General features: G+C 61.4%; 25 protein-coding genes. 14 read left to right on the top strand and 11 right to left on the bottom strand.

What is annotated here, in order from left to right; all coding sequences use genetic code 11:
- Window positions 1-5: 5 nt before the first annotated feature.
- Window positions 6-734 carry a carbonic anhydrase gene (locus D8U60_RS04015; RefSeq protein WP_016772323.1) on the top strand — a complete coding sequence of 243 codons (729 nt, stop codon included), beginning with the start codon at window positions 6-8 and terminating at the stop codon, window positions 732-734.
- A 90-nt stretch (window positions 735-824) separates the two neighbouring features.
- Complete coding sequence (locus D8U60_RS04010) at window positions 825-2,351, top strand: SulP family inorganic anion transporter (RefSeq protein WP_130899513.1); 1,527 nt, start codon at window positions 825-827, stop codon at window positions 2,349-2,351.
- A 123-nt stretch (window positions 2,352-2,474) separates the two neighbouring features.
- Here D8U60_RS04010 and D8U60_RS04000 read toward each other — a convergent pair whose 3' ends face one another.
- On the bottom strand, window positions 2,475-3,125 hold the full coding sequence (locus tag D8U60_RS04000; protein WP_024015006.1) for a hypothetical protein: 651 nt from the start codon (window positions 3,123-3,125) through the stop codon (window positions 2,475-2,477).
- Between the two features lie 370 nt (window positions 3,126-3,495).
- Between D8U60_RS04000 and coxB the strand changes: the two genes are divergently transcribed.
- The 4 genes from coxB (at window position 3,496) to D8U60_RS03980 (ending at window position 8,018) form a co-directional block, all read left to right on the top strand.
- Entirely contained in the window at window positions 3,496-4,623 is a 1,128-nt protein-coding gene (coxB, locus tag D8U60_RS03995) for a cytochrome c oxidase subunit II (RefSeq protein WP_016772326.1), read from the top strand.
- Window positions 4,624-4,705: 82 nt separating this feature from the next.
- The gene (gene ctaD, locus D8U60_RS03990; protein ID WP_016772327.1) at window positions 4,706-6,292 is read left to right on the top strand and encodes a cytochrome c oxidase subunit I; all 1,587 of its coding nucleotides are present in this window, start codon (window positions 4,706-4,708) and stop codon (window positions 6,290-6,292) included.
- Window positions 6,293-6,553: 261 nt separating this feature from the next.
- On the top strand, window positions 6,554-7,105 hold the full coding sequence (locus D8U60_RS03985) for a cytochrome c oxidase assembly protein (RefSeq protein WP_016772328.1): 552 nt from the start codon (window positions 6,554-6,556) through the stop codon (window positions 7,103-7,105).
- Window positions 7,106-7,130: 25 nt separating this feature from the next.
- Entirely contained in the window at window positions 7,131-8,018 is an 888-nt protein-coding gene (locus D8U60_RS03980; protein WP_024015002.1) for a cytochrome c oxidase subunit 3, read from the top strand.
- A gap of 83 nt (window positions 8,019-8,101) precedes the next feature.
- Here the strand turns inward: D8U60_RS03980 and D8U60_RS03975 are convergent, their stop codons facing one another.
- A complete protein-coding gene (locus D8U60_RS03975) occupies window positions 8,102-8,305 on the bottom strand; it encodes a twin transmembrane helix small protein (protein ID WP_024015001.1) in 204 nt (67 codons plus the stop codon).
- A gap of 70 nt (window positions 8,306-8,375) precedes the next feature.
- On the opposite strand from D8U60_RS03975, the gene D8U60_RS03970 reads away from it, so the two are divergent.
- From D8U60_RS03970 to D8U60_RS03950, 5 genes are read left to right on the top strand one after another with little or no spacing between them, the layout of a single operon-like run.
- Complete coding sequence (locus D8U60_RS03970; protein ID WP_130899512.1) at window positions 8,376-9,116, top strand: SURF1 family protein; 741 nt, start codon at window positions 8,376-8,378, stop codon at window positions 9,114-9,116.
- On the top strand, window positions 9,082-9,675 hold the full coding sequence (locus D8U60_RS03965; protein WP_038861173.1) for a hypothetical protein: 594 nt from the start codon (window positions 9,082-9,084) through the stop codon (window positions 9,673-9,675). The genes D8U60_RS03970 and D8U60_RS03965 overlap by 35 nt, the downstream gene beginning before the upstream one ends.
- A gap of 10 nt (window positions 9,676-9,685) precedes the next feature.
- Window positions 9,686-10,765, top strand: coding sequence for a COX15/CtaA family protein (locus D8U60_RS03960; RefSeq protein ID WP_130899511.1), 1,080 nt, complete (start codon window positions 9,686-9,688; stop codon window positions 10,763-10,765).
- Window positions 10,753-11,652, top strand: coding sequence for a heme o synthase (cyoE, locus tag D8U60_RS03955; protein WP_122612891.1), 900 nt, complete (start codon window positions 10,753-10,755; stop codon window positions 11,650-11,652). Before D8U60_RS03960 ends, cyoE begins: the two co-directional genes overlap by 13 nt.
- A complete protein-coding gene (locus D8U60_RS03950) occupies window positions 11,649-12,284 on the top strand; it encodes an SCO family protein (RefSeq protein ID WP_024014996.1) in 636 nt (211 codons plus the stop codon). Before cyoE ends, D8U60_RS03950 begins: the two co-directional genes overlap by 4 nt.
- 253 nt (window positions 12,285-12,537) lie before the next feature.
- Here D8U60_RS03950 and D8U60_RS03945 read toward each other — a convergent pair whose 3' ends face one another.
- The 3 genes from D8U60_RS03945 to D8U60_RS03935 form a co-directional block, all read right to left on the bottom strand.
- On the bottom strand, window positions 12,538-13,308 hold the full coding sequence (locus D8U60_RS03945) for a MetQ/NlpA family ABC transporter substrate-binding protein (protein ID WP_130899510.1): 771 nt from the start codon (window positions 13,306-13,308) through the stop codon (window positions 12,538-12,540).
- Window positions 13,309-13,372: 64 nt separating this feature from the next.
- Window positions 13,373-14,047, bottom strand: coding sequence for a methionine ABC transporter permease (locus tag D8U60_RS03940; protein WP_130899509.1), 675 nt, complete (start codon window positions 14,045-14,047; stop codon window positions 13,373-13,375).
- Complete coding sequence (locus D8U60_RS03935; protein ID WP_016772338.1) at window positions 14,047-15,054, bottom strand: methionine ABC transporter ATP-binding protein; 1,008 nt, start codon at window positions 15,052-15,054, stop codon at window positions 14,047-14,049. Before D8U60_RS03935 ends, D8U60_RS03940 begins: the two co-directional genes overlap by 1 nt.
- Window positions 15,055-15,318: 264 nt before the next feature.
- Between D8U60_RS03935 and katE the strand changes: the two genes are divergently transcribed.
- Complete coding sequence (katE, locus tag D8U60_RS03930; RefSeq protein ID WP_130899508.1) at window positions 15,319-17,460, top strand: catalase HPII; 2,142 nt, start codon at window positions 15,319-15,321, stop codon at window positions 17,458-17,460.
- Window positions 17,461-17,540: 80 nt separating this feature from the next.
- On the opposite strand, the gene D8U60_RS03925 is transcribed toward katE, so the two are convergent.
- The 4 genes from D8U60_RS03925 to D8U60_RS03910 are packed head-to-tail and all read right to left on the bottom strand — an operon-like array spanning window position 17,541 to window position 20,340.
- The gene (locus tag D8U60_RS03925) at window positions 17,541-18,254 is read right to left on the bottom strand and encodes a PA5502 family lipoprotein (RefSeq protein WP_024014992.1); all 714 of its coding nucleotides are present in this window, start codon (window positions 18,252-18,254) and stop codon (window positions 17,541-17,543) included.
- A 37-nt stretch (window positions 18,255-18,291) separates the two neighbouring features.
- Window positions 18,292-19,080: a zinc ABC transporter permease subunit ZnuB gene (gene znuB / locus D8U60_RS03920; protein ID WP_016772340.1), complete on the bottom strand. Its 789-nt coding sequence runs from the start codon at window positions 19,078-19,080 to the stop codon at window positions 18,292-18,294.
- Entirely contained in the window at window positions 19,073-19,858 is a 786-nt protein-coding gene (znuC, locus tag D8U60_RS03915; RefSeq protein ID WP_024014991.1) for a zinc ABC transporter ATP-binding protein ZnuC, read from the bottom strand. The genes znuB and znuC overlap by 8 nt, the downstream gene beginning before the upstream one ends.
- Entirely contained in the window at window positions 19,858-20,340 is a 483-nt protein-coding gene (locus D8U60_RS03910; RefSeq protein ID WP_024014990.1) for a Fur family transcriptional regulator, read from the bottom strand. Before D8U60_RS03910 ends, znuC begins: the two co-directional genes overlap by 1 nt.
- Window positions 20,341-20,406: 66 nt before the next feature.
- Between D8U60_RS03910 and D8U60_RS03905 the strand changes: the two genes are divergently transcribed.
- Window positions 20,407-21,327, top strand: coding sequence for a zinc ABC transporter substrate-binding protein ZnuA (locus tag D8U60_RS03905; RefSeq protein ID WP_081489867.1), 921 nt, complete (start codon window positions 20,407-20,409; stop codon window positions 21,325-21,327).
- A gap of 87 nt (window positions 21,328-21,414) precedes the next feature.
- Here D8U60_RS03905 and D8U60_RS03900 read toward each other — a convergent pair whose 3' ends face one another.
- Together D8U60_RS03900 and D8U60_RS03895 are read right to left on the bottom strand one after the other, a co-directional pair.
- Window positions 21,415-22,368, bottom strand: coding sequence for a homoserine kinase (locus D8U60_RS03900; protein ID WP_110644676.1), 954 nt, complete (start codon window positions 22,366-22,368; stop codon window positions 21,415-21,417).
- A gap of 53 nt (window positions 22,369-22,421) precedes the next feature.
- Window positions 22,422-22,712 (bottom strand): DUF2782 domain-containing protein, encoded by a 291-nt coding sequence (locus D8U60_RS03895; RefSeq protein ID WP_071173956.1) that lies wholly within the window; start codon window positions 22,710-22,712, stop codon window positions 22,422-22,424.
- A 74-nt stretch (window positions 22,713-22,786) separates the two neighbouring features.
- On the opposite strand from D8U60_RS03895, the gene D8U60_RS03890 reads away from it, so the two are divergent.
- The coding region (locus D8U60_RS03890) for a 5'-3' exonuclease H3TH domain-containing protein (RefSeq protein WP_277751554.1) at window positions 22,787-24,429 on the top strand (1,643 nt) is incomplete at its 3' end.

The raw sequence follows: 24,429 nt of genomic DNA, 5'->3' as shown, positions 1-24,429 counted from the left end.
GAATCATGAGTGACAAGGATAAACAGTCGTTGGCTGCCTCGGCGCAAAGCCCTGAAGCACAATCCGCCGATGCAGCACTGCGACAGATCGTTGATGGCTTTTTACGCTTTCACCATGACGTTTTTCCGCAGCAGGAAGAATTGTTCAAGAAGCTCGCCACCGCTCAGGCGCCCAAGGCGATGTTCATCACCTGCGCCGACTCGCGCATCGTTCCCGAGCTGATCACCCAGAGCTCGCCGGGCGATCTGTTCGTTACCCGTAACGTCGGCAACGTGGTGCCGCCCTACGGTCAGATGAACGGCGGCGTCTCCACCGCGATCGAATACGCGGTACTGGCGCTGGGCGTGCAGCACATCATCATTTGCGGCCACTCCGATTGCGGCGCCATGCGCGCGGTACTCAACCCCGACAGCCTGGAAAAAATGCCGACGGTCAAAGCCTGGCTGCGCCACGCTGAAGTCGCGAAAACCATGGTGCACGACAACTGCAACTGCACCGACGAAAAAGACAGCATGCCGATCCTCACCGAGGAAAACGTCATCGCCCAATTGCAGCACTTGCGTACCCATCCTTCGGTAGCCTCGCGCATGGCGAACGGTCATCTGTTCATCCATGGCTGGGTCTACAACATCGAAACCAGCGAAATCAAAGCTTACGACGCGGACCAGGGTCGTTTCCTGCCTCTCGACGGCAGCCATCCGATTCCTGTGGCGACGCCCAAAGCGCGCTTCTAAATCTTCCCAACAATCTGTGTGGTATGACGCCGGCCGCTGATTCAGCGGTCCGGCCTCGCCACGCCTGAAGAAAACTTCGGGAGAATCGCCATGCGTGCGGCTCAATTGAAAGCTGTGTTGCCACGGGAGCTGCTCGCCTCCGTGGTTGTGTTTCTGGTCGCCCTGCCGCTGTGCATGGGCATCGCGATTGCCTCAGGGCTGCCGCCGGCCAAGGGCCTGATCACCGGCATCATCGGCGGTCTGGTGGTCGGTTGGCTGGCGGGCTCGCCGTTGCAGGTCAGCGGTCCGGCGGCGGGTCTGGCGGTTCTGGTTTTCGAGCTGGTGCGCCAGCATGGCGTCGAGATGCTCGGGCCGATCCTGCTGCTCGCCGGATTTCTGCAACTGGTCGCCGGGCGGCTGAAGCTTGGCTGCTGGTTTCGCGTCACGGCGCCAGCGGTGGTCTACGGCATGCTCGCGGGCATTGGCGTGTTGATTGTGCTTTCGCAAATCCATGTGATGCTCGATGCCAAGCCGCAGCCTTCCGGGCTCGACAACCTCACGGCGTTTCCGGCGGCCGTAGCGCAAGCCTTGCCGTCGTTCGGCTGGCAGGCGGGTCTGCTCGGCTTGTCGACGATTGCGGTGATGTGGCTGTGGGAAAAATTCCGCCCGCATTCGCTGCGCTTCATTCCCGGCGCATTGCTCGGTGTGGGTCTGGCGACGGTGGCGAGCCTGATGCTGGCGTTGCAGGTCAAGCGCGTCGAGGTACCGGCGAATCTGGCCGAGGCGATCGATTGGCTCAAGCCGGCCGACCTGATGAATCTGGCCGACCCGACACTGCTGATTGCCGCGTTCGCCGTGGCGTTTATCGCCAGTGCCGAAACCCTGTTGTCCGCCGCGGCGGTGGATCGCATGCACAGCGGCGTGCGTTCGGACTTCGATCGTGAACTGTCGGCGCAAGGTGTCGGCAACATGCTCTGCGGTCTGGTCGGCGCGCTGCCGATGACCGGGGTGATCGTGCGCAGTTCGGCCAACGTCCAGGCTGGTGCGACCACACGCTACTCGACGATTTTCCATGGCCTGTGGCTGCTGGCATTCGTGCTGTTGCTGTCGAGCGTGCTGCAAAGCATTCCGGTGGCGAGCCTGGCGGGCGTGCTGGTGTATACCGGCTTCAAACTGGTCGACCTGAAAGCCTTCCGTGGTCTGGGTCGGTACGGGCGGATGCCAATGTTCACCTACGTCGCTACAGCGTTGGCGATCATCTTCACTGACCTGCTCACCGGTGTGCTGATCGGCTTCGGCCTGACCATGTTGAAGCTGGCATTCAAGGCTTCGCGCCTGAAGATCAGCCTGATCGACTTGCCGCAGGACGGCGAGATGGAACTGCGTCTGGTTGGTGCAGCGACGTTCCTCAAAGTGCCGGCGCTGACTCAAGTGCTGGGCAGCATTCCCCACGGTACGACGGTACATGTGCCGCTGAACAACCTCAGCTACATCGACCATTCGTGTCTCGAGTTGCTTGAGGAATGGGGCCGGGCGAATGCGGCGAAGGGGTCGAAGCTGTTGATCGAATCGCGTGGGTTGAAGCGACGGCTTGAGGGGCGGGTTCGGACCAATACCGGGATTGGCTCAGCCGCTTAAATCTCCGGGTTGACTCGACCCCTGTAGGAGCTGCCGCAGGCTGCGATCTTTTGATCTTGATTTTTAAAAACAACATCAAAAGATCGCAGCCTGCGGCAGCTCCTACATTGGATTGTGTATGACTCAGGCAGCAGGCTGATCCAGCTCAAGCCCCACACCCAACCGGCGGCTCATGCACGGCCAGCGTTTCCACGCCGCGCCAGTGTCCGGACTGCTGAGTTTTTCGCGGTAGGCTTCGACCGACTCCAAAGCAAAACTCTCTTCGTTGAGCATCTCGTCGATCGCGTGATGCACCGCTTCGTCCAGTTGGTTGGCGAATTCCTCACCGATCAATTGGTGAGCAATCAGGTTGGCGACCGTCATGTCCAAGGGGATCAGTGGCTGGCCGAAATGCTTGATGTACAGGTCGTTGACCTCTTCGACAAAACGGTGTGCCAGATAGGCCTCGTCGAGCAGACTGTCCAGGCCGACATGCCCGGCCATGATCGCCGGCGGCTGGAGGAAATACTGCTCGGCGATTTTCAGCACCGGTTTGATCTGCGATTCGATGCCTGCTTCCCTGGCGACTTCATTGGCTGCATCCAGCAGGTCCGGTACTTCATCGATGTAGGCGGCGACAAAACGCGTCAGCACGCCCTGGGCGTCGGCTTCCGGCAACTGGATCGCCGGGTGCAGGTGAGGCAGCTTGCTTTCCAGCTGACGGGTCAGCAGGCCGGTGTCTTTTTCGTGCTGTTGGGCTTTTTGGATCTGCTCGCGCAATGCGGCGGTGTTCATGAAAACTCCAGGAAACAAGGCAATGAAATAGGGAAGACATAACTTAGCTGGCTTACGAAAAACGCTAAGACGCATTTGTCATAATTATTCCATCCTTGATGCAGCTGCGTTATATCCATTCGCCACCACTCGTCTGCATCCTTCTCCATTCGGGCACTTGAACGCAAGCGCCGGGTGTTTCAGCTCATTTACGTGCCCGGGTTGCAATTCCCGGGCGCTGTCTATACTCGCCAATGAATGGAGTTAGCTGATGACGCCCGACTGCACCCGCAGCAAGGCCCGGCGATTCAAGTTCGTAGTCTGATGCAGCCGCTCCCTTGCCGCAGGCGATACGCCGGCGGGATAACAAGAACGATAAGGGGAACCCGCAATGATGCGACATCCACATGTCTGGATGGGCCTCCTGTTGTGGTCGATTTTCAGCCCGGCCAACGCGGCATGGACTGTGAATATGGCGCCTGGAGCGACTGAAATCAGTCACGCAGTATTCGACCTGCACATGACCATTTTCTGGATCTGTGTGGTGATCGGGATCATCGTCTTCGGCGCCATGTTCTGGTCGATGATGGTGCACCGCCGCTCTACCGGCCAGGTCGCGGCCAAATTCCACGAAAGCACCGGCGTCGAGATCATGTGGACCATCGTGCCGCTGCTGATCCTGGTGGCCATGGCCGTCCCCGCCACCGCGACGCTGATCAAGATGTACGACACCAGCGAGCCGGACATCGATATCCAGATCACCGGCTATCAGTGGAAGTGGCATTACAAATACCTGGGCCAGGACGTCGAGTTCTTCAGCAACCTGGCCACCCCCGCCGAGCAGATCCACAACAAGGAAGCCAAGGGCGAGCATTACTTGCTCGAAGTCGACAAGCCGCTGGTGCTGCCGATCGGCGCCAAGGTGCGCTTTCTGGTGACCTCGGCTGACGTCATTCACTCATGGTGGGTGCCGGCGTTTGCGGTCAAGCGCGATGCGATTCCCGGGTTCGTCAATGAGGCCTGGACGCGCATCGACAAGCCCGGTCTCTACCGTGGCCAGTGCGCCGAATTGTGCGGCAAGGATCACGGCTTCATGCCGATCGTGGTCGAGGTCAAGGAACAGGCCGACTACGAAAAATGGCTCGCCGAGCGCAAGGCCGAGGCCGCGCAACTCAAAGAACTGACCAGCAAGGAATGGACCCTCGACGAGCTCAAGGAGCGCGGCGACAAGGTTTACCACACCACTTGCGTGGCCTGTCACCAGGCCGAAGGCCAAGGCCTGCCGCCGATGTTCCCGGCGCTCAAGGGCTCGAAAATCGCCACCGGGCCGATCAAGGATCACCTGAGCATCGTCTACCACGGCAAACCCGGCACCGCCATGGCGGCGTTCGGCAAACAGCTGTCGGAAGTCGATATCGCAGCGGTCGTGACTTACGAACGTAACGCCTGGGGCAACAACAAGGGCGACATGGTCACGCCAAAAGAAGTGCTGGAGCTGAAACAGGCGGAAAGCAAATGAGCCGGTCAATTGCGTATTCAGTGAACCGGTCGGGGCAGCGCGCCCCGGCCTGCCCCGTCCACTTTCGTGAAGGAGACCGGCCATGAGCGCTGTCATCGATGACCACGGTCACGCCGACCACGCCCACGGCCCCGCCAAAGGCCTGATGCGCTGGGTGCTGACCACCAACCACAAGGACATCGGCACGCTGTACCTGTGGTTTGCCTTCTGCATGTTCCTGCTCGGCGGCTCGTTCGCCATGGTCATTCGCGCTGAGCTGTTCCAGCCCGGCCTGCAGATCGTGCAGCCGGAATTCTTCAACCAGATGACCACCATGCACGGTCTGGTCATGGTGTTCGGTGCAGTGATGCCGGCCTTCGTCGGCCTCGCCAACTGGATGATTCCGCTGATGGTCGGCGCGCCGGACATGGCCCTGCCACGGATGAACAACTTCAGCTTCTGGCTGTTGCCGGCGGCGTTTCTGCTGCTGGTGTCGACGTTGTTCACCCCGGGCGGCGGACCGAATTTCGGCTGGACCTTCTACGCGCCGCTGTCCACCACCTACGCACCGGAGAGCGTGACGTTCTTCATCTTCGCCATCCACTTGATGGGCATCAGTTCGATCATGGGCGCGATCAACGTAGTCGCGACCATCCTCAACCTGCGCGCGCCCGGCATGACCCTGATGAAAATGCCGCTGTTCGTCTGGACCTGGCTGATCACCGCGTTTCTGCTGATCGCAGTGATGCCGGTGCTGGCCGGCTGCGTGACGATGATGCTCATGGATATTCACTTCGGCACCAGTTTCTTCAGTGCTGCCGGCGGCGGTGACCCGGTGCTGTTCCAGCATGTGTTCTGGTTCTTCGGCCACCCCGAGGTGTACATCATGATCCTGCCGGCGTTCGGCGCGGTCAGCCAGATCATCCCGACCTTCGCGCGCAAGCCGCTGTTCGGCTACACCTCGATGGTCTACGCCACGGCGAGTATCGCGTTCCTGTCGTTCATTGTCTGGGCGCACCACATGTTCGTGGTCGGCATTCCGCTGGTGGGCGAATTGTTCTTCATGTACGCGACCATGCTGATCGCCGTACCTACGGGTGTGAAAGTGTTCAACTGGGCGAGCACCATGTGGCAGGGCTCGATGACCTTCGAGACGCCGATGCTGTTTGCCGTGGCGTTCGTCATTCTGTTCTCGATCGGTGGTTTTTCCGGGCTGATGCTGGCAATCGCCCCGGCGGACTTCCAGTACCAGGACACCTACTTCGTGGTCGCGCACTTCCACTATGTGCTGGTGCCCGGGGCGATCTTCGGCATCTTCGCCTCGGCCTATTACTGGCTGCCGAAGTGGACCGGGCACATGTACGACGAAACCCTCGGCAAGCTGCATTTCTGGCTGTCGTTCGTCGGCATGAACCTGACCTTCTTCCCGATGCACTTCGTCGGTCTTGCGGGGATGCCGCGACGGATTCCGGACTACAACCTGCAGTTCGCCGATTTCAACATGGTCTCGTCGATCGGCGCATTCATGTTCGGCGCCACGCAGATCTTCTTCCTGTTCATCGTCATCAAGACCATCCGTGGCGGCGCACCGGCCCCGGCCAAACCGTGGGACGGCGCCGAAGGGCTGGAGTGGAGCGTGCCGTCGCCGGCGCCGTATCACACCTTCACCACGCCGCCGGAAGTGAAATGAACACCTCTTGTTTTTTGCAATGTGTGCAGAGGCACAGATCCCCAGTGGATGCTCACAGATCTCCTGTGGATGTACACAGATCCCTTGTGGGGAGGGGATTTATCCCCGTTGGGCTGCGCAGCAGCCCCAAAACCTGCAATCGAAATTCATCAGGTAGACCGTGTGCGCTGGATTCAGGGCCGCTTCGCAGCCCAACGGGGATGAATCCCCTCACCACAAAAGCTTCACCGGCCACCAGGGAACACGAGGGAGGCATGAATCATGGCTGACTCGATCTCGCTGAAGAAACTCGTCACCCGCCTGCTGCTGGTGGTAGTGGCGATGTTCGTCTTCGGTTTCGCCCTGGTGCCGATCTACGACGTGATGTGCAAAGCCTTCGGCATCAACGGCAAGACCGGCGGCCAGTACGCGGGCGAGCAAGTGGTCGACACCTCGCGCCAGGTGCGCGTGCAGTTTCTCTCGACCAACACCGCCGACATGCCGTGGGACTTTTACCCGAAACACGACGAGCTGACCGCCAATCCCGGCGCGGTGAACGAGATGGTCTTCATCGCGCGCAATCCCACCGACAAACCGATGAGCGCGCAAGCGGTGCCGAGCATCGCGCCGAGCAACGCGGCGGCGTTTTTCCACAAGACCGAATGCTTTTGCTTTACCCAGCAGGTGCTGCAACCCGGTGAACAGATCGAGATGCCGGTGCGTTTCATCGTTGACCGCGACATGCCCAAGGAAGTGAAGCACCTGACACTGTCCTACACGCTGTTCGATATCACCGCCCGACATCCGCCGGTGGCTGTTAACACTGGCGGTTGAGCGTGGCCGATAAGGAGAACAATAAATGGCAACTCATGAGCATTATTACGTCCCGGCCCAGAGCAAATGGCCGATCATCGCCACGCTCGGGATGTTCGTCACCGTCTACGGCCTCGCCACCTGGTTCAACGATCTCAAGGCCGCACGCCCGGATTCCCACGGCCCGCTGATCTTTTTCGTCGGCGGCCTGCTGCTGGCGTACATGCTGTTCGGCTGGTTCGGTGCGGTGATCAAGGAAAGTCGCGCGGGGCTTTACAGCCCACAACTGGACCGCTCGTTCCGCTGGGGCATGAGCTGGTTCATCTTTTCCGAGGTGATGTTTTTCGTCGCCTTCTTCGGCGCGCTCTTCTATATCCGCGTCGTTTCCGCGCCCGGGCTGGCCGGCGAGGGCAGCAAGGGCCTGTCGGAAATGCTCTGGCCGAACTTCGAATATGTCTGGCCGTTGCTGAACAACCCCGACCCGAAACTGTTCCCACCGCCCAAGGATGTCATCAGCCCTTGGGGCCTGCCGCTGCTCAACACGATCCTGCTGGTCAGCTCCAGCGTGACCATCACCATCGCCCACCATGCGCTGAAGAAAGGCCATCGCGGCGCGCTGAAACTGTGGCTGGCGATCACCGTACTGCTGGGCGTCGCGTTCCTCGGTTTCCAGGCCGAGGAATACATCCACGCCTACCAAGAGCTGGGCCTGACCCTCGGCTCGGGCATCTACGGCGCGACGTTCTTCATGCTTACCGGGTTCCACGGCGCCCACGTGACCATCGGCACCATCATTCTGTTCGTGATGCTGATGCGCATCATGAAAGGCCACTTCGACAACGAGCACCAGTTCGGTTTCGAAGCGGCGAGCTGGTATTGGCATTTCGTCGACGTGGTGTGGATCGGCTTGTTCTTCTTCGTCTATGTGCTTTGACGGCAGCTGCAAGCTTCAAGCGGCAAGCTTCAAGTAAAAGCGGTAAGGCTTCTAACTTGCAGCTTGCAGCTCAACGCTTGCAGCTACCACGGCACGTGGGACACCAACTGGCCGCTGTAGAAACCCCAGGCCATCAGGCCGACGGTGACCACGGCCAGTGCCACCCGAACACTCAAGGCGATGACCAGGCGATTGGAGCTGCTGTCGTCCTTGACCAGGAAAAACAGGCCGCTGAACAGGCTGACGACCGTGGCAATCAGCATCAGGACGATCGCTGCTTTGAACATGGCAAGACTCCGGGGGACAGGCGATGCACTTGAGTATAGCGATCGCGATGACTGACTTTATGGCGCGCCCATGAAGCGCTTTCGCCCGGGCGTGATTCCCACTGTCGTGGTGGCGCTGTTGCTGCCGCTGATGGTTGCGCTGGGCTTCTGGCAACTGGGCCGGGGCGCGGAGAAAACCGCGCTGCTGGCCAGTTATGCCGAACGTCGCGTGGCCGAACCGCTGGCCAGCAGTGAACTGCTTGGCAGCGCCGACCCGGCTTACCGCCGCGTGCGCCTGCACGGCCAGTTCGATCCGGCCCACACCCTGTTGCTGGACAACCGCCAGCGTGGCGGCAAGGTCGGCGTCGAATTGCTGCAACCGTTTCAGGACCAACGCAGCGGCCTCTGGCTGCTGGTCAATCGCGGCTGGCTGCCTTGGCCCGACAGGCGTGTGCCGCCGCAATTCACGACACCCGCCGAGGCGCTGACGCTCGACGCCTGGGTCTACATCGCCCCCGGCGTAACGTTCCAGTTGCACGCCGATCCGGTCAGCCATGTCTGGCCGCAAACCATTACCGCCGTCGAGCCGGGCAAATTGTGGCAAACCCTGGAGCGCGACGGCTTCGCCTACGAATTACGCGCCGAACCCGGCCCGGCCAGCTACCAGACCGATTGGCCGGTAGTCGCGATGGGCCCGGAAAAACACCTCGGCTACGCCGTGCAATGGTTCGCCATGGCCACGGCCCTGCTCGGTCTTTACCTCTATTTCGGCTGGCACCACGCAAAGGAGAAACGCCATGGGAAGCGTCATGAATCCACCCAGCATGTCTGAGGCCAAACCCGTTCCGAGCCGCCGGCGCGGGCGCATTCAATTGTTGCTGATCGTGCTTGGCGTGGTCGGGCCGATGCTGCTCGCCACCGGCATGTACAAATTGCAGTTCTGGGTGCCGGAAGGACGCAGCTACCACGGCGAGCTGATCGGCAACGGCCAGACCCGCGCCGACCTCGGCGTGCAGGCCGATGAGCAGCGCTGGCAGATTCTGGTCACGGCGCCAAAGGACTGCGCCGTCGATTGCCAGCAACTGGTTTATCTGGCGCGGCAGATCCAGATCAGCCTCGGCCGCGAAGCCGGGCGCGCCAGCCACGCCCTCGCCGCCGCGCAACCACTGAGCGCTGATTACGCCGCCAAACTCGACCGCGAATATCCGCAGTTGCAGCGCTATCCGCTGGATGCCGGGGTGTTCGCCAGGACCACCGGCGATAAAGCTGTGCCGCAGCTGTGGATCGTCGACCCGCACGGCAATCTGGTGCTGCGTTACGAGCCGAATGTGAAGGGCAAGGATCTGCTTAACGACCTGCGGCATCTGCTGAAACTGTCGAACATCGGATGAGGGCATCGTCATGGCCAAACCTGGATTTCGCCTCGCGCTGTTTGCCACCCTGCTGGCACTGATTGTCGTGCTGCTCGGCGCCTATACGCGCCTGACCCACGCCGGCCTCGGCTGCCCGGACTGGCCAGGCTGCTACGGCTTTATCAGCGTGCCAAAAAGCGAGGCGCAACTGGCCCATGCCGAACTGCATTTCCCTGACGCGCCAGTGGAGGCGCACAAGGGCTGGAACGAGATGATCCACCGCTACTTCGCCGGCACTCTGGGTTTGCTGATTTCAGTGCTGGCCGGGCGCGCCTGGGTCAACCGGCGCCATCCGGGCCAGCCGCTGAAACTGCCGCTGTTTCTGCTGGCGGTGGTCATCGCCCAAGCGGCGTTCGGTATGTGGACGGTGACGCTCAAGCTCTGGCCGCAAGTGGTCACCGGGCATTTGCTCGGCGGCTTTGCCACGTTGAGTCTGCTGTTCCTGCTGACGCTGAGGTTGTCCGGCGTGCTGCCGGCGCTGACGGTACCGAAGCGCCTGCAATACTGGGCGACGGCGGGCCTGCTGCTGGTGATCGGCCAGATCGCCTTGGGCGGCTGGGTCAGTTCCAACTACGCAGCGGTGGCCTGCATCGACTTCCCCACCTGCCATGGCCAATGGCTGCCGCCGGCGGACTTCGCCAACGGTTTCCACCTGACCCAGCACATCGGCCCGAATTATCTCGGCGGGCAACTCGATAGCGATGCACGCACGGCGATTCACCTGACACACCGCATCGGCGCTTTGCTGGTGACGGTCGTACTGCTCGGTCTGGCGTGGCAGTTGAAAGTGGTGGGCATGACGCGTCTGGCCGGGCTGGTGCTGATCGCCCTTGCCGCGCAGATCACCCTCGGCATCAGCAACGTGCTGTTTCATCTACCGCTGCCAGTGGCCGTCGCCCATAACGCCGGCGGTGCGGCGCTGTTACTGACGCTGGTACTGGTCAATTATCACGCGCGCACCAGCCTGCTGCGGGTGAGCCAACCAGGGCTGGTGCGCTGGCGCTTGAGTGCGCACAAACCTGTCGTCGCGCCCATCGCATTGAAAGGAGAAACGCCATGGCGAGTCTGATCGGCCAGCGTGCAGCGCAAGCGCTGTGGCGCGATTATCTGGAGCTGACCAAACCGAAAGTCGTGGTGCTGATGCTGATCACCTCGCTGGTCGGCATGTTCCTCGCTACCCGCGCGGGCGTGCCGTGGACAGTGCTGGTGTTTGGCAATCTGGGCATTGCCTTGTGCGCTGGCGGCGCGGCGGCGGTCAATCATGTGGTCGATCGGCGCATCGATGCGGTAATGGCGCGCACGCACAAACGTCCGCTGGCCGAAGGCCGGGTCTCACCTGCGGCGGCGTTGACCTTCGCCCTGGTGCTGGCATTGCTCGGCCAGGCGCTGCTGCTGACCTTCACCAATCAGCTGACCGCTTGGCTGACTCTCGCCTCGCTGCTCGGTTATGCGGTGGTCTACACCGGTTTTCTCAAGCGTGCGACGCCGCAGAACATCGTCATCGGCGGCCTCGCCGGTGCCGCGCCGCCGCTGCTGGGCTGGACCGCCGCCACCGGCCATGTCAGCGCCGAACCGCTGTTGCTGGTGCTGATCATCTTCGCCTGGACCCCGCCGCACTTCTGGGCGCTGGCGATTCATCGCAAAGAGGAATACGCCAAGGCCGACATTCCGATGCTGCCGGTGACCCATGGCGAGCACTACACCAAAGTGCACATTCTCCTCTACACCTTCGCGCTGCTGGCAGTGAGTCTGCTGCCGTACGTGATTCACATGAGCGGCGCGCTGTATCTGGTCTGTGCGCTGGTGTTGGGCGCAAGGTTTCTGCAATGGGCCGTGGTGCTGTACCGTGGCACTCGGCCGCACGCGGCGATCAACACCTTCAAGTACTCTATTTATTACTTGTTCCTGTTGTTCATCGCCCTGCTCGTAGACCACTACTTACTGTTGAACCTATGACCCGAACCCAGAAAACCGTCTTCATCCTCGTCGCCGTGATCGCGCTGATCCTCGGGCTTACCGTGAATAAAGTGCTGAACGGCAAAGGCCAGGGCGATCCGACTGCGCTGATCGACGCCGGCATTATCCTGCTGCCGCAGAGCCGCAACCTGCCGGACGTGACCATGACCGATCAGGACGGCAAACCAGTTGCCATCGACGAGTTGAAAGGCAAGTGGAGTCTGTTGTTCTTCGGTTATACCTTCTGCCCGGACATCTGCCCGACCACCCTGGCGCAACTGCGGCAGATCAAGAGTGAATTGCCGAAAGAGGCTGTGGATAAATTGCAGATCGTGCTGGTCAGCGTTGACCCCAACCGCGACACGCCGAAGCAGTTGAAACAGTACCTGGGCTACTTCGATCCGCAGTTCATTGGCCTGACGCCTTCATCTATCGAGGAGCTGCAGAAGGTGGCGAACGCGGTGAGCATTCCGTTCATTCCCGCCGATACCAGCAAGCCGAACTACACCGTGGATCACAGCGGCAATCTCGCCGTGATCGGCCCGGACGGCACACAGCGCGGGTTTATCCGCGCGCCGTTGAACAATGCCAAGCTGGTGGCGCAGTTGCCGGCGATGCTTGAGCGCAATTGACAGTTCAAAAGCTGAAAAGCCCCTCACCCTAACCCTCTCCCAGAGGGAGAGGGGACTGACCGAGGTGTTTATTCGAATTGCGCCGACCTGCAATTGTGAGTCGAACTCAGGCTCGAAAAGCTTGAAGGTCGGCCCCCTCTCCCTCGGGAGAGGGCTGGGGTGAGGGGAAGCTTCAAGGCAGGTCGCAAGCCAGGCACCAGACACAAAAAAGGGGACGCGATTGGCGTCCCCTTTTTCATTGCAGCAACCTTAATCAGAACGCCGGCAACACCGCGCCTTTGTACTTCTCGGTAATGAACTGCTTCACTTGCGGGCTGTGCAGCGCAGCCGCCAGTTTCTTCATCGCGTCGCTGTCCTTGTTGTCCGCGCGGGACACGAGGATGTTCACGTACGGCGAGTCGTTGCCTTCGATCACCAGCGCATCCTTGGACGGATCAAGCTTGGCTTCCAGCGCGTAGTTGGTGTTGATCAGCGCCAGATCAACCTGAGTCAGCACGCGCGGGATGGTCGCGGCTTCCAGTTCACGGATCTTCAGGTCTTTCGGATTCTCGGCGATGTCTTTGACGGTCGACAGGATGTTTTTCGAATCCTTGAGCTTGATCACGCCAGCCTTGTCCAGCAGCAACAGCGCACGGCCGCCGTTGGTGGCGTCGTTCGGGATCACCACGTTGGCGCCGCCTGGCAGGTCTTTCAGATCCTTGAGCTTGCTCGAATAAGCGCCCAGTGGCTCCAGATGCACACCGGTCACGGCTACAAGATCAGTGCCCTTGGCCTTGTTGAATTCATCAAGATACGGCTGGTGCTGGAAGAAGTTCGCGTCCAGACGCTTTTCCGCAACCTGTACGTTCGGCTGAATGTAATCGGTGAAGACCTTGACCTTCAGATCCACGCCTTCCTTGGCCAGGGCCGGTTTGACGAACTCGAGGATTTCCGCGTGCGGCACCGGGGTGGCGGCAACGGTCAGGGTCTCGGCGTGGGCCGAAAACGCCGCAACAGCGGCGAAAGCAGCGATCAGTTTTTTCATTCAGCTAACTCCTTGTGAGGGCGCCCGCCAGCGAATGGCCCGCGCCTCTTGATTAAAAAACCGCTTATTTGCGCGAGAAATGCACGACCAGGCGGTCGCCAACCATTTGCAGCACTTGCACCAGAATCAACAGCAGCATCACGGTGACGATCATCACGTCGGTCTGGAAACGCTGGTAGCCGAAACGGATCGCCAGGTCGCCCAGACCACCGGCGCCGACCACACCGGCCATCGCCGTGTAGGACACCAGTGTAATCGCTGTCACCGTAATCGCTGCGAAGATGCCCGGACGGGCTTCCGGCAGCAAGGCGTTCATGATGATCTGCCGCGTGGTCGCGCCCATCGACTGGGTCGCTTCGATGATGCCGCGATCGACTTCGCGCAGCGCGGTTTCCACCAGACGCGCGAAGAACGGCGTAGCACCCACCACCAGCGGCGGGATCGCCCCGGCCACACCCAGCGAGGTGCCGGTGATCAGTACGGTGAACGGGATCATCACAATCAGCAGAATAATAAACGGCAGCGAACGCAAAATGTTCACCACCAGCGACAGCACGGCGTAGAGGCCACGGTTCTCCAGCAACTGACGCGGGCTGCAGAGAAACAGCAGCACGCCCAGCGGCAGGCCGAGCAGCACGGTGAACAGCAGCGAACCGCCGAGCATCAGCATGGTGTCGCCGGTGGCCAGCCAGATTTCGTACCAGTCGATATTGGCGAAGAAACTCATCAGGTCGGCCATTAGCGCAACACCTCCATGTGAACGTCAGCGGCGGTGAAGCGGGCAAACGCCGCCTCCATGTCGCCACCGGTGACAGCGAGGGTCAGTTGCCCGTACGGAATGTCTTTGATGCGGTCGATGCGACCGGCGAGGATGCTGTAGTCAACGCCGGTTTCCCGCGCGACGGTGCCGAGCAACGGCGCGTAGGTCGCCTCGCCCTGGAAGGTCAGACGCACGATACGCCCCGGCACGTGGGCGAAATCGTCACGCTGCTCGCTCTCGTCGATCTGCTCGCTTTCCTGGACGAAACGCTTGGTGGTCGGGTGCTGCGGATGCAGGAACACATCGGCCACCGGACCCTGCTCGACGATCACGCCAGCGTCCATCACCGCGACCTGATCGCAGACGCGCCGGATCACGTCCATCTCGTGGGTGATCAGGACGATGGTCAGTTTCAGTTCGCGGTTGATTTCGGCCAGCAGTTGCAGGACCGATGCCGTGGTCTGCGGGTCGAGGGCGCTGGTGGCCTCGTCGCACAGCAGAATTTTCGGCTTGGTCGCCAGCGCACGGGCAATGCCGACGCGCTGCTTCTGACCGCCGGACAGTTGCGCCGGGTACTTTTTCGCGTGGTCGGACAAACCGACCCGCGCCAGCAGCTCGGCCACGCGTTGGTTGATTTCGCTGCTCGACAGCTCACCGGCCAGGGTCAGCGGCAGGGCCACGTTGTCGGCGACGGTCTTGGAGGCGAGCAGGTTGAAGTGCTGGAAGATCATCCCGACCTGCTGGCGGAAACGGCGCAGGCCGTTGGCGTCCAGTGCGGTGACTTCTTCGCCGTCGACGATGATCTTGCCGCCACTGGAATCTTCCAGGCGATTGATCAGACGCAGCAGGGTACTTTTGCCCGCACCGGAATGGCCAATCAGGCCGAACACCTGGCCGTTCTCGATGGCGAGACTGGTCGGGTGCAGCGCGGGAATATCCTTACCGGCGACGCGGTAAGTCTTGTGGACGTTTTGAAACTCGATCACGTAGCGAACCTTGTGGGGCGCGTTGGAAAAGGATCAGCGGTTAGCCGGGCGCGCATTTTAGCCTGTCCGTATAGAGGTTCTTAGCATTTATTTCGCAATTAACCTTCGATTTGGCAATAACAAGATCAAAGGTCATAAAAAAGGAACGCTCCGAGCGCCTCATCAGTCACTAGTTAAGCGACTTGAAACCCCTGGGTGCCGTGCCCGGGAATCACTCAAGGGTCTGCGGAAGGCATCCGGGGCCAAACGAGGAGTTTACGTCTGATGAGCATCAAAAAGCCTGCACCTGCTAAAAGCGAGATGGCCGGAACCGACACCCCGGATCGCGCCAACACCAACGCCAAGCTCGACAGCCTGGAAGAATTCCGTTCCGACGCCACCGGTCAGGCACTGCGCACCAATCAGGGCGTGAAGATCGCCGACAACCAGAACACCCTCAAAGCCGGGCCGCGCGGGCCTTCGCTGCTGGAAGATTTCATCATGCGTGAAAAGATCACGCACTTTGACCATGAGCGCATTCCGGAGCGTATCGTCCATGCGCGCGGTACCGGCGCCCACGGTTTCTTTCAGACCTACGAGAACCATGCAGCACTGACCAAGGCCGGTTTCCTACAGGATCCGGGCAAGAAGACGCCAGTGTTCGTGCGCTTTTCCACGGTGCAGGGGCCACGTGGCTCCGGCGATACCGTGCGTGACGTGCGTGGCTTTGCGGTGAAATTCTTCACCGATGAAGGCAACTTCGACCTGGTCGGCAACAACATGCCGGTGTTCTTCATTCAGGACGCGATCAAGTTCCCGGACTTCGTCCATGCGGTGAAACCCGAGCCGCACAACGAAATCCCCACCGGCGGCTCGGCTCACGATACGTTCTGGGACTTCGTCTCGCTGGTGCCGGAATCGGCGCACATGGTCATCTGGGCGATGTCCGACCGGGCGATTCCGAAAAGCCTGCGCAGCATGCAGGGCTTCGGCGTGCACACCTTCCGCCTGATCAACGCCGAGGGCAAATCGCGCTTCGTCAAATTCCACTGGCGCCCTACCGCCGGCACCTGCTCGCTGGTGTGGGACGAGGCGCAGAAGCTCGCCGGTAAAGACACCGACTACCACCGTCGCGACCTGTGGGAAGCGATCGAGATGGGCGATTACCCGGAATGGGAACTGGGCGTGCAGATCGTCGAAGAAGAGAACGAACACGACTTCGACTTCGACATCCTCGACCCGACCAAGATCATCCCCGAAGAAATCGTCCCGATTACGCCGCTGGGCAAAATGACTCTGAACCGCAACCCGGACAACTTCTTCGCCGAAACCGAGCAGGTCGCTTTCTGCCCTGGCCACATCGTGCCAGGCATCGACTTTTCCAACGACCCGTTGCTCCAAGGTCGGCTGTTTTCCTACACCGACACGCAGATCAGCCGACTCGGTGGGCCGAACTTCCATGAGCTGCCGATCAACCGTCCGGTGGCGCCGTTCCACAACGGCCAGCGTGACGCACAGCACCGCACCACCATCGACAAGGGCCGCGCTTCTTACGAGCCAAACTCGATCGACGGCGGCTGGCCGAAAGAAACCCCGCCGGCGGCACAGGACGGTGGTTTCGAGAGCTACCCGGAGCGCATCGACGCAGCGAAGATCCGTCAACGCAGCGAGTCGTTCAGCGATCACTTCTCCCAGGCCCGCTTGTTCTTCAACAGCATGAGCGACCACGAGAAAGAGCACATCATCGCTGCCTACAGCTTCGAGCTGGGCAAGGTCGAGCGTGAGTTCATCCGTGCCCGTGAAGTGAACGAGATCCTTGCCAATATCGACCTGACCCTGGCCAAACGCGTGGCGGAAAACCTCGGCTTGCCGGCGCCAGCCAAAGGCACGGTCGAAGTGCGCAAGACCTCGCTGGAGCAGTCGCCAGCGCTGAGCCAGGCCAACCTGCTACCGGGCAATATCAAGACTCGCAAAGTGGCAATCCTTGCTGCCAATGGTGTTGACGCTGCGGCCATCGATGCGATGAAGAATGCGCTGGAAGCCGAAGGCGCCCACGCGAAACTGCTCGGCCCAACCTCGGCGCCAGTGAAGACCGCTGACGGCAAGGCATTGCCGGTGGATGCGTCGATGGAAGGCATGCCTTCAATTGCGTTCGATGCGGTGTTCGTACCGGGTGGGGCGGCGTCGATTACCGCGTTGAGCGGTGACGGCGTGGCGCTGCATTATCTGCTGGAAGCGTACAAGCACCTGAAGGCGATCGCGCTGCACGGCGAGGCCAAGCAGTTGCAGGGCTTGCTGAAGCTCGATGCGGATGCGGGGCTGTTGCAGGGGGCGGATGTGGGTGCGTTGACCAAACCGTTCTTCGCCGCGATTGGCGAGCATCGGGTCTGGGCGCGAGAGCCTAAGGCCAAGGCGATTCCAGCGTAAAAGCAAAAGATCGCAGCCTTCGGCAGCTCCTACAGGATGTACTCAATCCCATGTAGGAGCTGCCGGAGGCTGCGATCTTTTTATGGCTTGCGCGGGCTTAAAACCATCTGCGCCGGCACTGTGCGCAGGATCTGCTTGTCGATCTGCAAATCAAAATCTGGATCGAGCTTCTTGACTCGCTTGCTCAGCAACGTCGCCAGCCACGGATAATCCGCGGTGCGCGGCGCCTGAATGCTGACGGCGCATTCGTAATTCACCACATCGGCGGCGATCGCATCGAGTTGTCGTTGCAGCTTGTGAATATCGCCGATGTTCAACGCAACGGTGGTGCTTTCGGCGGTCGGGTCGATGACCTTGGCTTTCGGCCTGGCTTCGGCAGCCAGCAGTGCGGCCTCAGCCTTTTCCAGCTCGGCCTTGCGCGCTTCGGTGATCGCGCCGTTGACGCCGCCGGTCAGCGCCGGCGCCTTGGGCATCAGGGCGCGAGCACGGCTCAATGCAGTGGCTGCAGCGTTGACATCGCCTTTTTGCAGGACGATCTGGCTGCGGCGCAGGTACGCCTCGGCCAGCTGCCGCTGGTATTGCTCAAGGGATTGATCATTGGGGGTTGCGGCCTGCAACGCGGCCAACTGGTCTTCGGCGGTGGCCAGTTCGCTGCTGGCCAGGCTTTGCTCCAGCTGTGCGATGGCCGTAGCCCGCGCATCCGGGACTTCAGCCACCGGCGGCGTGCTTTGGCAGGCGCCCAGCAGCACTGAAAATGCGACAAGGAGCAGATAACGGGAGGCGAACGGCTTCATTCCTGCGACTCTCTAATTGCGCAAAAAGCGGCCAAGTCTACACCCCACGACGGGGCAGAACAAAACTCAACAGAAACAGCGCGGCTGCCGTCACCACGATAGACGGCCCCGCCGGGGTGTCCTTGAACCACGACAACGCCAGCCCGCCGCACACCGCGAGCATGCCCAGCAGGCTCGCGCCCAGCGCCATCTGCTCCGGCGAACGGGCGTGACGCTGTGCCGCAGCCGCCGGGATGATCAGCAGCGAAGTGATCAGCAGCACCCCGACGATTTTCATCGCCACGGCGATCACCACCGCGATCAACAGCATCAGCGCCAAGCGCAAACCCGCAACCGGCAGGCCTTCGACCCGCGCCAGTTCTTCGTGCACGGTGACCGCCAGCAGCGGCCGCCACAGCGTCACCAGCAACACCAGCACCGCCGCAGTGCCGCCGAGAATCCACGCCAGGTCGCTCGGACTGATTGCCAGCAAGTCGCCGAACAGATAGGCCATCAGGTCGATCCGCACTTCATGCATGAAGCTTAGTACCACCAGGCCGAGAGAGAGCGTGCTTGGCGCAAGAATTCCCAACAGCGTGTCGGACGCCAGCGGCTGACGCTGTTGCAGCGTCACCAAGAGCACCGCCAGCAGCAGGCAACCGACCGTCACCGCCACCGTCGGGCTGACGTCCAGCAGAAAGCCCAGCGCCACGCCAAGCAACGCAGCGTGGGACAGCGTATCGCCGAAATAGGCCATGCGCCGCCACACCACAAACGAGCCGAGCGGCCCGGCCACCAGCGCCAGCGCCAGACCTGCAAGCAGGGCATACAAAAGAAAATCAGCCATGCTTGCAGCCGTCTCCATGAACATGAGGTTGCCCGCCGAGCGGGCCTTTGACCACCGAACCGTGCAGGTCGTGGGCGTGGTCGTGATGGTGGTGATAGATCGCCAGACTCGGCGCGTTCTTGCCGAACAGTTCGACGAATGCCGGGTCGCCGCTGACCTGCTCGGGGTGCCCGGAGCAGCAGACGTGGCGGTTGAGGCAGACCACCTGATCGGTGGTGCTCATCACCAGATGCAAATCGTGGGACACCATCAGCACGCCGCAACCGTGGCGGTCGCGCAGCCGGGTGATCAGGCTGTACAGCTCGGCCTGCCCGGCCACGTCCACGCCCTGCACCGGCTCATCGAGCACCAGCAGCTCAGGCTCACGCAGCAGTGCCCGAGCCAGCAGTACGCGCTGCATTTCGCCGCCGGAAACGCTCTGCACCGGGCTGTCGATCACGTGTTCGGCGCCGACCTCCTTCAATGCGGCCAGGGCACGCGAACGATCGACGCCAGGCACCAGGCGCAGGAAGCGCAGCACTGACAGCGGCAGGGTCGGGTCGACATGCAGCTTCTGCGGCATGTAGCCGACGCGCAGTTTCGGTTTGCGCCAGACGCTGCCGCTGTTTGGCTTCAACAGCCCGAGCACGGCGCGTACCAGCGTGGTCTTGCCGGCACCGTTGGGGCCGATCAGGGTGACGATCTGCCCCGGCTCGACGCTCAGCTCGATGTTGTCCAGCACGGTCTGCCCGGCAAACGTGACGGCGACCTGTTCCAGACGGATCAGCGCATTGCTCATCAGGCCCCCTGGCAACCGGCGCACAGGCCGACCACTTCGACGGTCTGCGCTTCGACGATGAAACCGACGTCTTTGGCGCTGCTGATGATCGCGTCGCTGATCACTTTTTGCTCAAGTTCGATAGCGGCGTGGCACTCGCGGCAGATCAGGAACTGGCCCTGATGCGCGTGTTCCGGATGTACACAGCCGACGAAGGCGTTGAGCGAAGAGATGCGATGGACCAGGCCGTTTTCCAGCAGGAAATCCAGTGCGCGGTACACGGTAGGCGGCGCGGCGCGGCGGCCGTCCTGCTCGCTGAGCACCGCGAGGATGTCATAGGCACCCAGTGGCTTGTGACTCTGCCAGACCAGTTCCAGCACGCGGCGGCGCAGGGCAGTCAGACGCAAACCTTTCTGCGCGCACAAGGTATCGGCCTCGGACAAAGCGCTGTGCACGCAATGGGAGTGGTCGTGGGGACGGCTGGCAATCGGGGTAATAGGCATGAGCGGCGACGAGATTTGCTGGAGACGTTATTATGTTACCCGTTCTCGCTTCCTTGAGTGGTCATCGTGTCCCGACTTTTTTCTGTTTTTGTGGCTTTTGTTGCCAGTTTTCTGCTGATCGGTACGGCTCAGGCCGAGGTCAAAGTGCTCACCAGCATCAAACCGTTGCAGTTGATTGCCGCTGCCGTGCAGGACGGCGTGGCGATTCCCGAGGTGCTGCTGCCGCCGGGGGCCTCGCCGCACAATTACGCCCTGCGCCCGTCCGACGTACGGAAGGTGCAGTCGGTCGATCTGCTCTACTGGATCGGCCCGGACATGGAAGGTTTCCTGCCGCGCGTACTCGGCGGTCGCAGCCTGCCGAGCGTCGCGGTGCAGGATCTGCCAGGCCTGAAGCTGAGGCATTTCGGCGCGGACAACCATTCCCATGCCGAAGAAGCCGACGAGCATGATCACGATCATCGCCCCGGCTCGCTGGATGCACATTTGTGGCTGTCACCGGTCAATGCGCGGGTGATCGCCGACAAAATGGCCGCCGACCTCAGCGCCGCCGACCCGGCCAATGCCCAGCGTTATCAGAGCAATGCCAAAGCCTTCGATGCACGTCTGGATGCGCTGGATCAGCGTTTGAAGAAGCGCTTGGCCAATGTCGAAGGCAAGCCGTACTTCGTCTTTCACGAGGCCTTTGATTATTTCGAAGACGCTTACGGCCTGAAGCACGCGGGCGTGTTCGCGGTGGCCGCCGAAGTACAGCCCGGCGCCCAGCACGTCGCGGCGATGCGCAAGCGTTTGCAGGAAGTAGGCAAGACCTGTGTGTTCAGCGAACCGCCATTGCGTCCGCGTCTGGCAGAAACACTGGTGGCTGGCCTGCCGGTGAAGCTGGCGGAACTGGATGCGTTGGGCGGGTACACCCCGGCGACGGCTCAGGGCTATGAGCAGGTGTTGGAAAAGTTGGGCAATGATTTGGCGGGATGCCTGGAATCTCTGTAACCCCATAGAAAAAGATCGCAGCCTTCGGCAGCTCCTTGTGTACATCAATCCCTTGTAGGAGCTGCCGAAGGCTGCGATCTTTTGATCTTAAAGGGCGAAAGGCAACGGTGTATTGACCTTCTGCCGCTGCGCCAGGCGCTGCTCGAATTCCTGCGGATCGTGAATCAACACATCCTGCCCGGCGAACTGCTCGGCGGCGATCAAGCGTGACAGCCAGAACCGCACACAGGCCACACGCAACATCGTTGGCCAGAGCTCAGCCTCCGCCGCCGTGAACGGGCGCAACGCCGCGTAGGCACCGAGGAATGCCCGGGCGCGCGGGCCATCGATCACGCCCTCCTCGTCCGAACACCAGTCATTCAAGGCAATTGCCACGTCGTACAGCATCGGCCCCGAGCAGGCGTTGTAGAAGTCGATCAGCCCGGTCAGGTGGGTGCCTTCGAACATGGCGTTGTCGCGGAACAGGTCGGCGTGAATGTTCGCCCGAGGCAGTGCAAGGATCTTGTCTTTGCGCTCGGTGATCTCATCCAGCGCCTTTTGCAGCAAGGCACGCGGCTCATCGCTCAGGTGCGAGAGAAATTCAGTGCCCTCCTCCAGCATCCAGTCCAGCCCACGATCGGTCTTGCGCTTGATCATGCGCTCGCCCTGGGTCGCCAGGTGCAGATGCGCCTGCAACTCGCCGACCTGGGCGCAATGCTGGGCGTTGGCGACTTTGATGTGCTTGCCGGACAGGCGCGGTTGCAGCAGCGCCGGTTTGCCTTTGAGCTCACGCAGGGCCAAGCCGTCGGTGGTGCGCAGGGCGTAAGGCACCGGCAGTTCGGCTTCGTGCAGCACGTCGAGCAGGTCGATGAAGAACGGCATCTCCTGCACCGGGCCGCGCTCGACCAGGGTCAGGACAAACTCGCCCTGCTCCAGACTGATGAAGAAATTGGTGTTTTCGCTGCCGGCGGCGATCCCCTGGAAATCAAGCAGGCGGCCGAGCCCGTAAGGGGCGAGAAAGGTTTCCAGCTCGGGCCGAGCCAGGGGAGTGAACACAGACATGTCTTAACTGCCAGTACGGGCGCCGCAGCGGCGGCGCCGGGTGAATTAAAAACCTACTTCCATTCGAATATCTTCCATGACGGGATCAGCATATCCGGCTGGTCCGAGCGGATGAAATTGGCATCCGTCCCGTCGGCGCGCACCAGAAAGTACGGCGGCGCGCCCTTCGGCGTGACCTTGATCGCATAGAGGAAACCGTTCTGGCGGTACTCCTCAATGGTCTTGTCGCCCTCCGTGCGGATGGTGACCTCGGGGTCGCCGCCCGGCGCATCATCCGCCGCGATCGCGGCCAGTGGTGACACAGCGATCAACCCGACCAGCAGCAAGCGATTTAACGTACGCATGATAACCTTGTCCCTTTGTCGTCAACGGTCCCGCTATTCTAGCCCCGGACCCGCCGAAAAGGTTGATCCTGCTCATGAGCCAAGCCCCCCTCGTCCTGGTGGACGGTTCGTCTTACCTGTACCGCGCCTTTCATGCACTGCCACCACTGACCACGTCCAAAGGCCTGCCGACCGGTGCGGTCAAAGGCGTGCTGAACATGCTCAAGAGTCTGCGCAAGCAGTACCCGGACAGCCCCTTCGCCGTAGTGTTCGACGCCAAGGGCGGGACATTTCGCGATGAGATGTACGCCGAATACAAGGCCAACCGGCCAAGCATGCCCGATGACATGCGCGTGCAGATCGAGCCGCTGCACCAGAGCGTGATCGCCCTCGGCTTCCCGCTGCTGTGCGTCGACGGCGTCGAGGCCGACGACGTGATCGGCACCTTGGCGCGCAGCAGCGCGGCGGCGGATCGCCCGGTGATCATCTCCACCGGTGACAAGGACATGGCGCAACTGGTCGATGGCCACATTACCTTGGTCAACACCATGTCCGGTAGCTCGATGGATGTGGAGGGCGTTAAGGAGAAATTTGGCGTCGCACCGGAGCAGATCATCGATTATCTGGCGCTGATGGGCGATTCGTCCGACAACATTCCGGGCGTGCCGGGCATCGGCCCGAAGACGGCGTCCGGCCTGTTGGTCGGCGTCAACGGCGGTCTGACCGAGCTGTACGCCAACCTCGACATCGTGCCGACCCTGCCGATCCGTGGCGCAAAAACCTTGCCGGCCAAGCTCGAAGAGCACCGGGAGATGGCTTTCCTGTCCTATCAACTGGCGACCATCAAGGTCGACGTGCCACTGGATATCGGCCTCGATGATCTGCAGATGGGCCAGGAGGATCCGGCCAAACTCTACGAGCTGTACACCCTGCTGGAATTCAAGAGCTGGCTCAATGATCTGGATCGCGATGCCAAGCGTCTGGAACTGAGCGCGGCGGCCGAACCTGCGCCGGCGGGCGATCTGTTCAGCGCCCCGCAAGCCGAGGCACCTGTTGCTCCTGTCGAGGCCGCATACGAAACCATCCTCGATCAGGTCCGCTTCGACGTCTGGCTGGAAAAACTGCGCAACGCCAAACTGATCGCCTTCGACACCGAGACCACCGGCATCGACGCGCAGCAGGCGCAACTGGTTGGCCTGTCGTTCGCCGTACAGGCCAACGAAGCCGCGTACATCCCGCTGACCCATTCCTACATCGGCGTGCCGGAGCAGTTGGATCGCGACACCGTGCTGCGCGCACTCAAGCCGATTCTGGAAGACCCGAACAAGCTCAAGGTCGGCCAGCACGCCAAGTTCGACATGAACATTCTGGCCAACTGCGCCATTGGCGGCGATCAGAGTGAAGGCATCAGCGTGCGCGGCATCGCCTTCGACACGATGCTCGAGTCCTACGTGCTCAACTCCACCGCGACCCGCCACGACATGGACAGCCTCGCGCAAAAGTATCTCGACCACACCACGGTGAGCTTCCAGGACATCGCCGGCAAAGGTGCCAAGCAACTGACCTTCGACCAGATCGCCCTGGAACAGGCCGGGCCGTACGCCGCTGAAGACGCCGACATCACCCTGCGCCTGCATCAGACCCTGTTCGACAAGCTCAGCGCGATTCCGAGTCTGGCCAGCGTGCTGACCGACATCGAAATCCCGCTGGTACCGGTGCTGGCGCGCATCGAACGCCA

Source organism: Pseudomonas sp. Sample_11, from assembly GCF_004307505.1.
Taxonomy (GTDB): domain Bacteria; phylum Pseudomonadota; class Gammaproteobacteria; order Pseudomonadales; family Pseudomonadaceae; genus Aquipseudomonas; species Aquipseudomonas atacamensis.
Note: the sequence above shows the minus strand (reverse complement) of the source record. Positions and strands in the feature narration are given on the sequence as shown.

Bases quoted from the DNA above. Each gene is read 5' to 3' on its own strand.
- D8U60_RS03960 (WP_130899511.1), top strand. From the start codon at position 9,686: ATGGCCAAACCTGGATTTCGCCTCGCGCTGTTTGCCACCCTGCTGGCA.
- coxB (WP_016772326.1), top strand. From the start codon at position 3,496: ATGATGCGACATCCACATGTCTGGATGGGCCTCCTGTTGTGGTCGATT.
- D8U60_RS03980 (WP_024015002.1), top strand. From the start codon at position 7,131: ATGGCAACTCATGAGCATTATTACGTCCCGGCCCAGAGCAAATGGCCG.
- katE (WP_130899508.1), top strand. From the start codon at position 15,319: ATGAGCATCAAAAAGCCTGCACCTGCTAAAAGCGAGATGGCCGGAACC.
- D8U60_RS04000 (WP_024015006.1), bottom strand. From the start codon at position 3,125: ATGAACACCGCCGCATTGCGCGAGCAGATCCAAAAAGCCCAACAGCAC.
- D8U60_RS03925 (WP_024014992.1), bottom strand. From the start codon at position 18,254: ATGAAGCCGTTCGCCTCCCGTTATCTGCTCCTTGTCGCATTTTCAGTG.
- D8U60_RS03940 (WP_130899509.1), bottom strand. From the start codon at position 14,047: ATGGCCGACCTGATGAGTTTCTTCGCCAATATCGACTGGTACGAAATC.
- D8U60_RS03985 (WP_016772328.1), top strand. From the start codon at position 6,554: ATGGCTGACTCGATCTCGCTGAAGAAACTCGTCACCCGCCTGCTGCTG.
- D8U60_RS03910 (WP_024014990.1), bottom strand. From the start codon at position 20,340: ATGCCTATTACCCCGATTGCCAGCCGTCCCCACGACCACTCCCATTGC.
- ctaD (WP_016772327.1), top strand. From the start codon at position 4,706: ATGAGCGCTGTCATCGATGACCACGGTCACGCCGACCACGCCCACGGC.
- D8U60_RS04015 (WP_016772323.1), top strand. From the start codon at position 6: ATGAGTGACAAGGATAAACAGTCGTTGGCTGCCTCGGCGCAAAGCCCT.
- D8U60_RS03895 (WP_071173956.1), bottom strand. From the start codon at position 22,712: ATGCGTACGTTAAATCGCTTGCTGCTGGTCGGGTTGATCGCTGTGTCA.
- znuB (WP_016772340.1), bottom strand. From the start codon at position 19,080: ATGGCTGATTTTCTTTTGTATGCCCTGCTTGCAGGTCTGGCGCTGGCG.
- D8U60_RS04010 (WP_130899513.1), top strand. From the start codon at position 825: ATGCGTGCGGCTCAATTGAAAGCTGTGTTGCCACGGGAGCTGCTCGCC.
- D8U60_RS03970 (WP_130899512.1), top strand. From the start codon at position 8,376: ATGAAGCGCTTTCGCCCGGGCGTGATTCCCACTGTCGTGGTGGCGCTG.
- D8U60_RS03950 (WP_024014996.1), top strand. From the start codon at position 11,649: ATGACCCGAACCCAGAAAACCGTCTTCATCCTCGTCGCCGTGATCGCG.
- znuC (WP_024014991.1), bottom strand. From the start codon at position 19,858: ATGAGCAATGCGCTGATCCGTCTGGAACAGGTCGCCGTCACGTTTGCC.
- D8U60_RS03975 (WP_024015001.1), bottom strand. From the start codon at position 8,305: ATGTTCAAAGCAGCGATCGTCCTGATGCTGATTGCCACGGTCGTCAGC.
- cyoE (WP_122612891.1), top strand. From the start codon at position 10,753: ATGGCGAGTCTGATCGGCCAGCGTGCAGCGCAAGCGCTGTGGCGCGAT.
- D8U60_RS03965 (WP_038861173.1), top strand. From the start codon at position 9,082: ATGGGAAGCGTCATGAATCCACCCAGCATGTCTGAGGCCAAACCCGTT.
- D8U60_RS03900 (WP_110644676.1), bottom strand. From the start codon at position 22,368: ATGTCTGTGTTCACTCCCCTGGCTCGGCCCGAGCTGGAAACCTTTCTC.
- D8U60_RS03945 (WP_130899510.1), bottom strand. From the start codon at position 13,308: ATGAAAAAACTGATCGCTGCTTTCGCCGCTGTTGCGGCGTTTTCGGCC.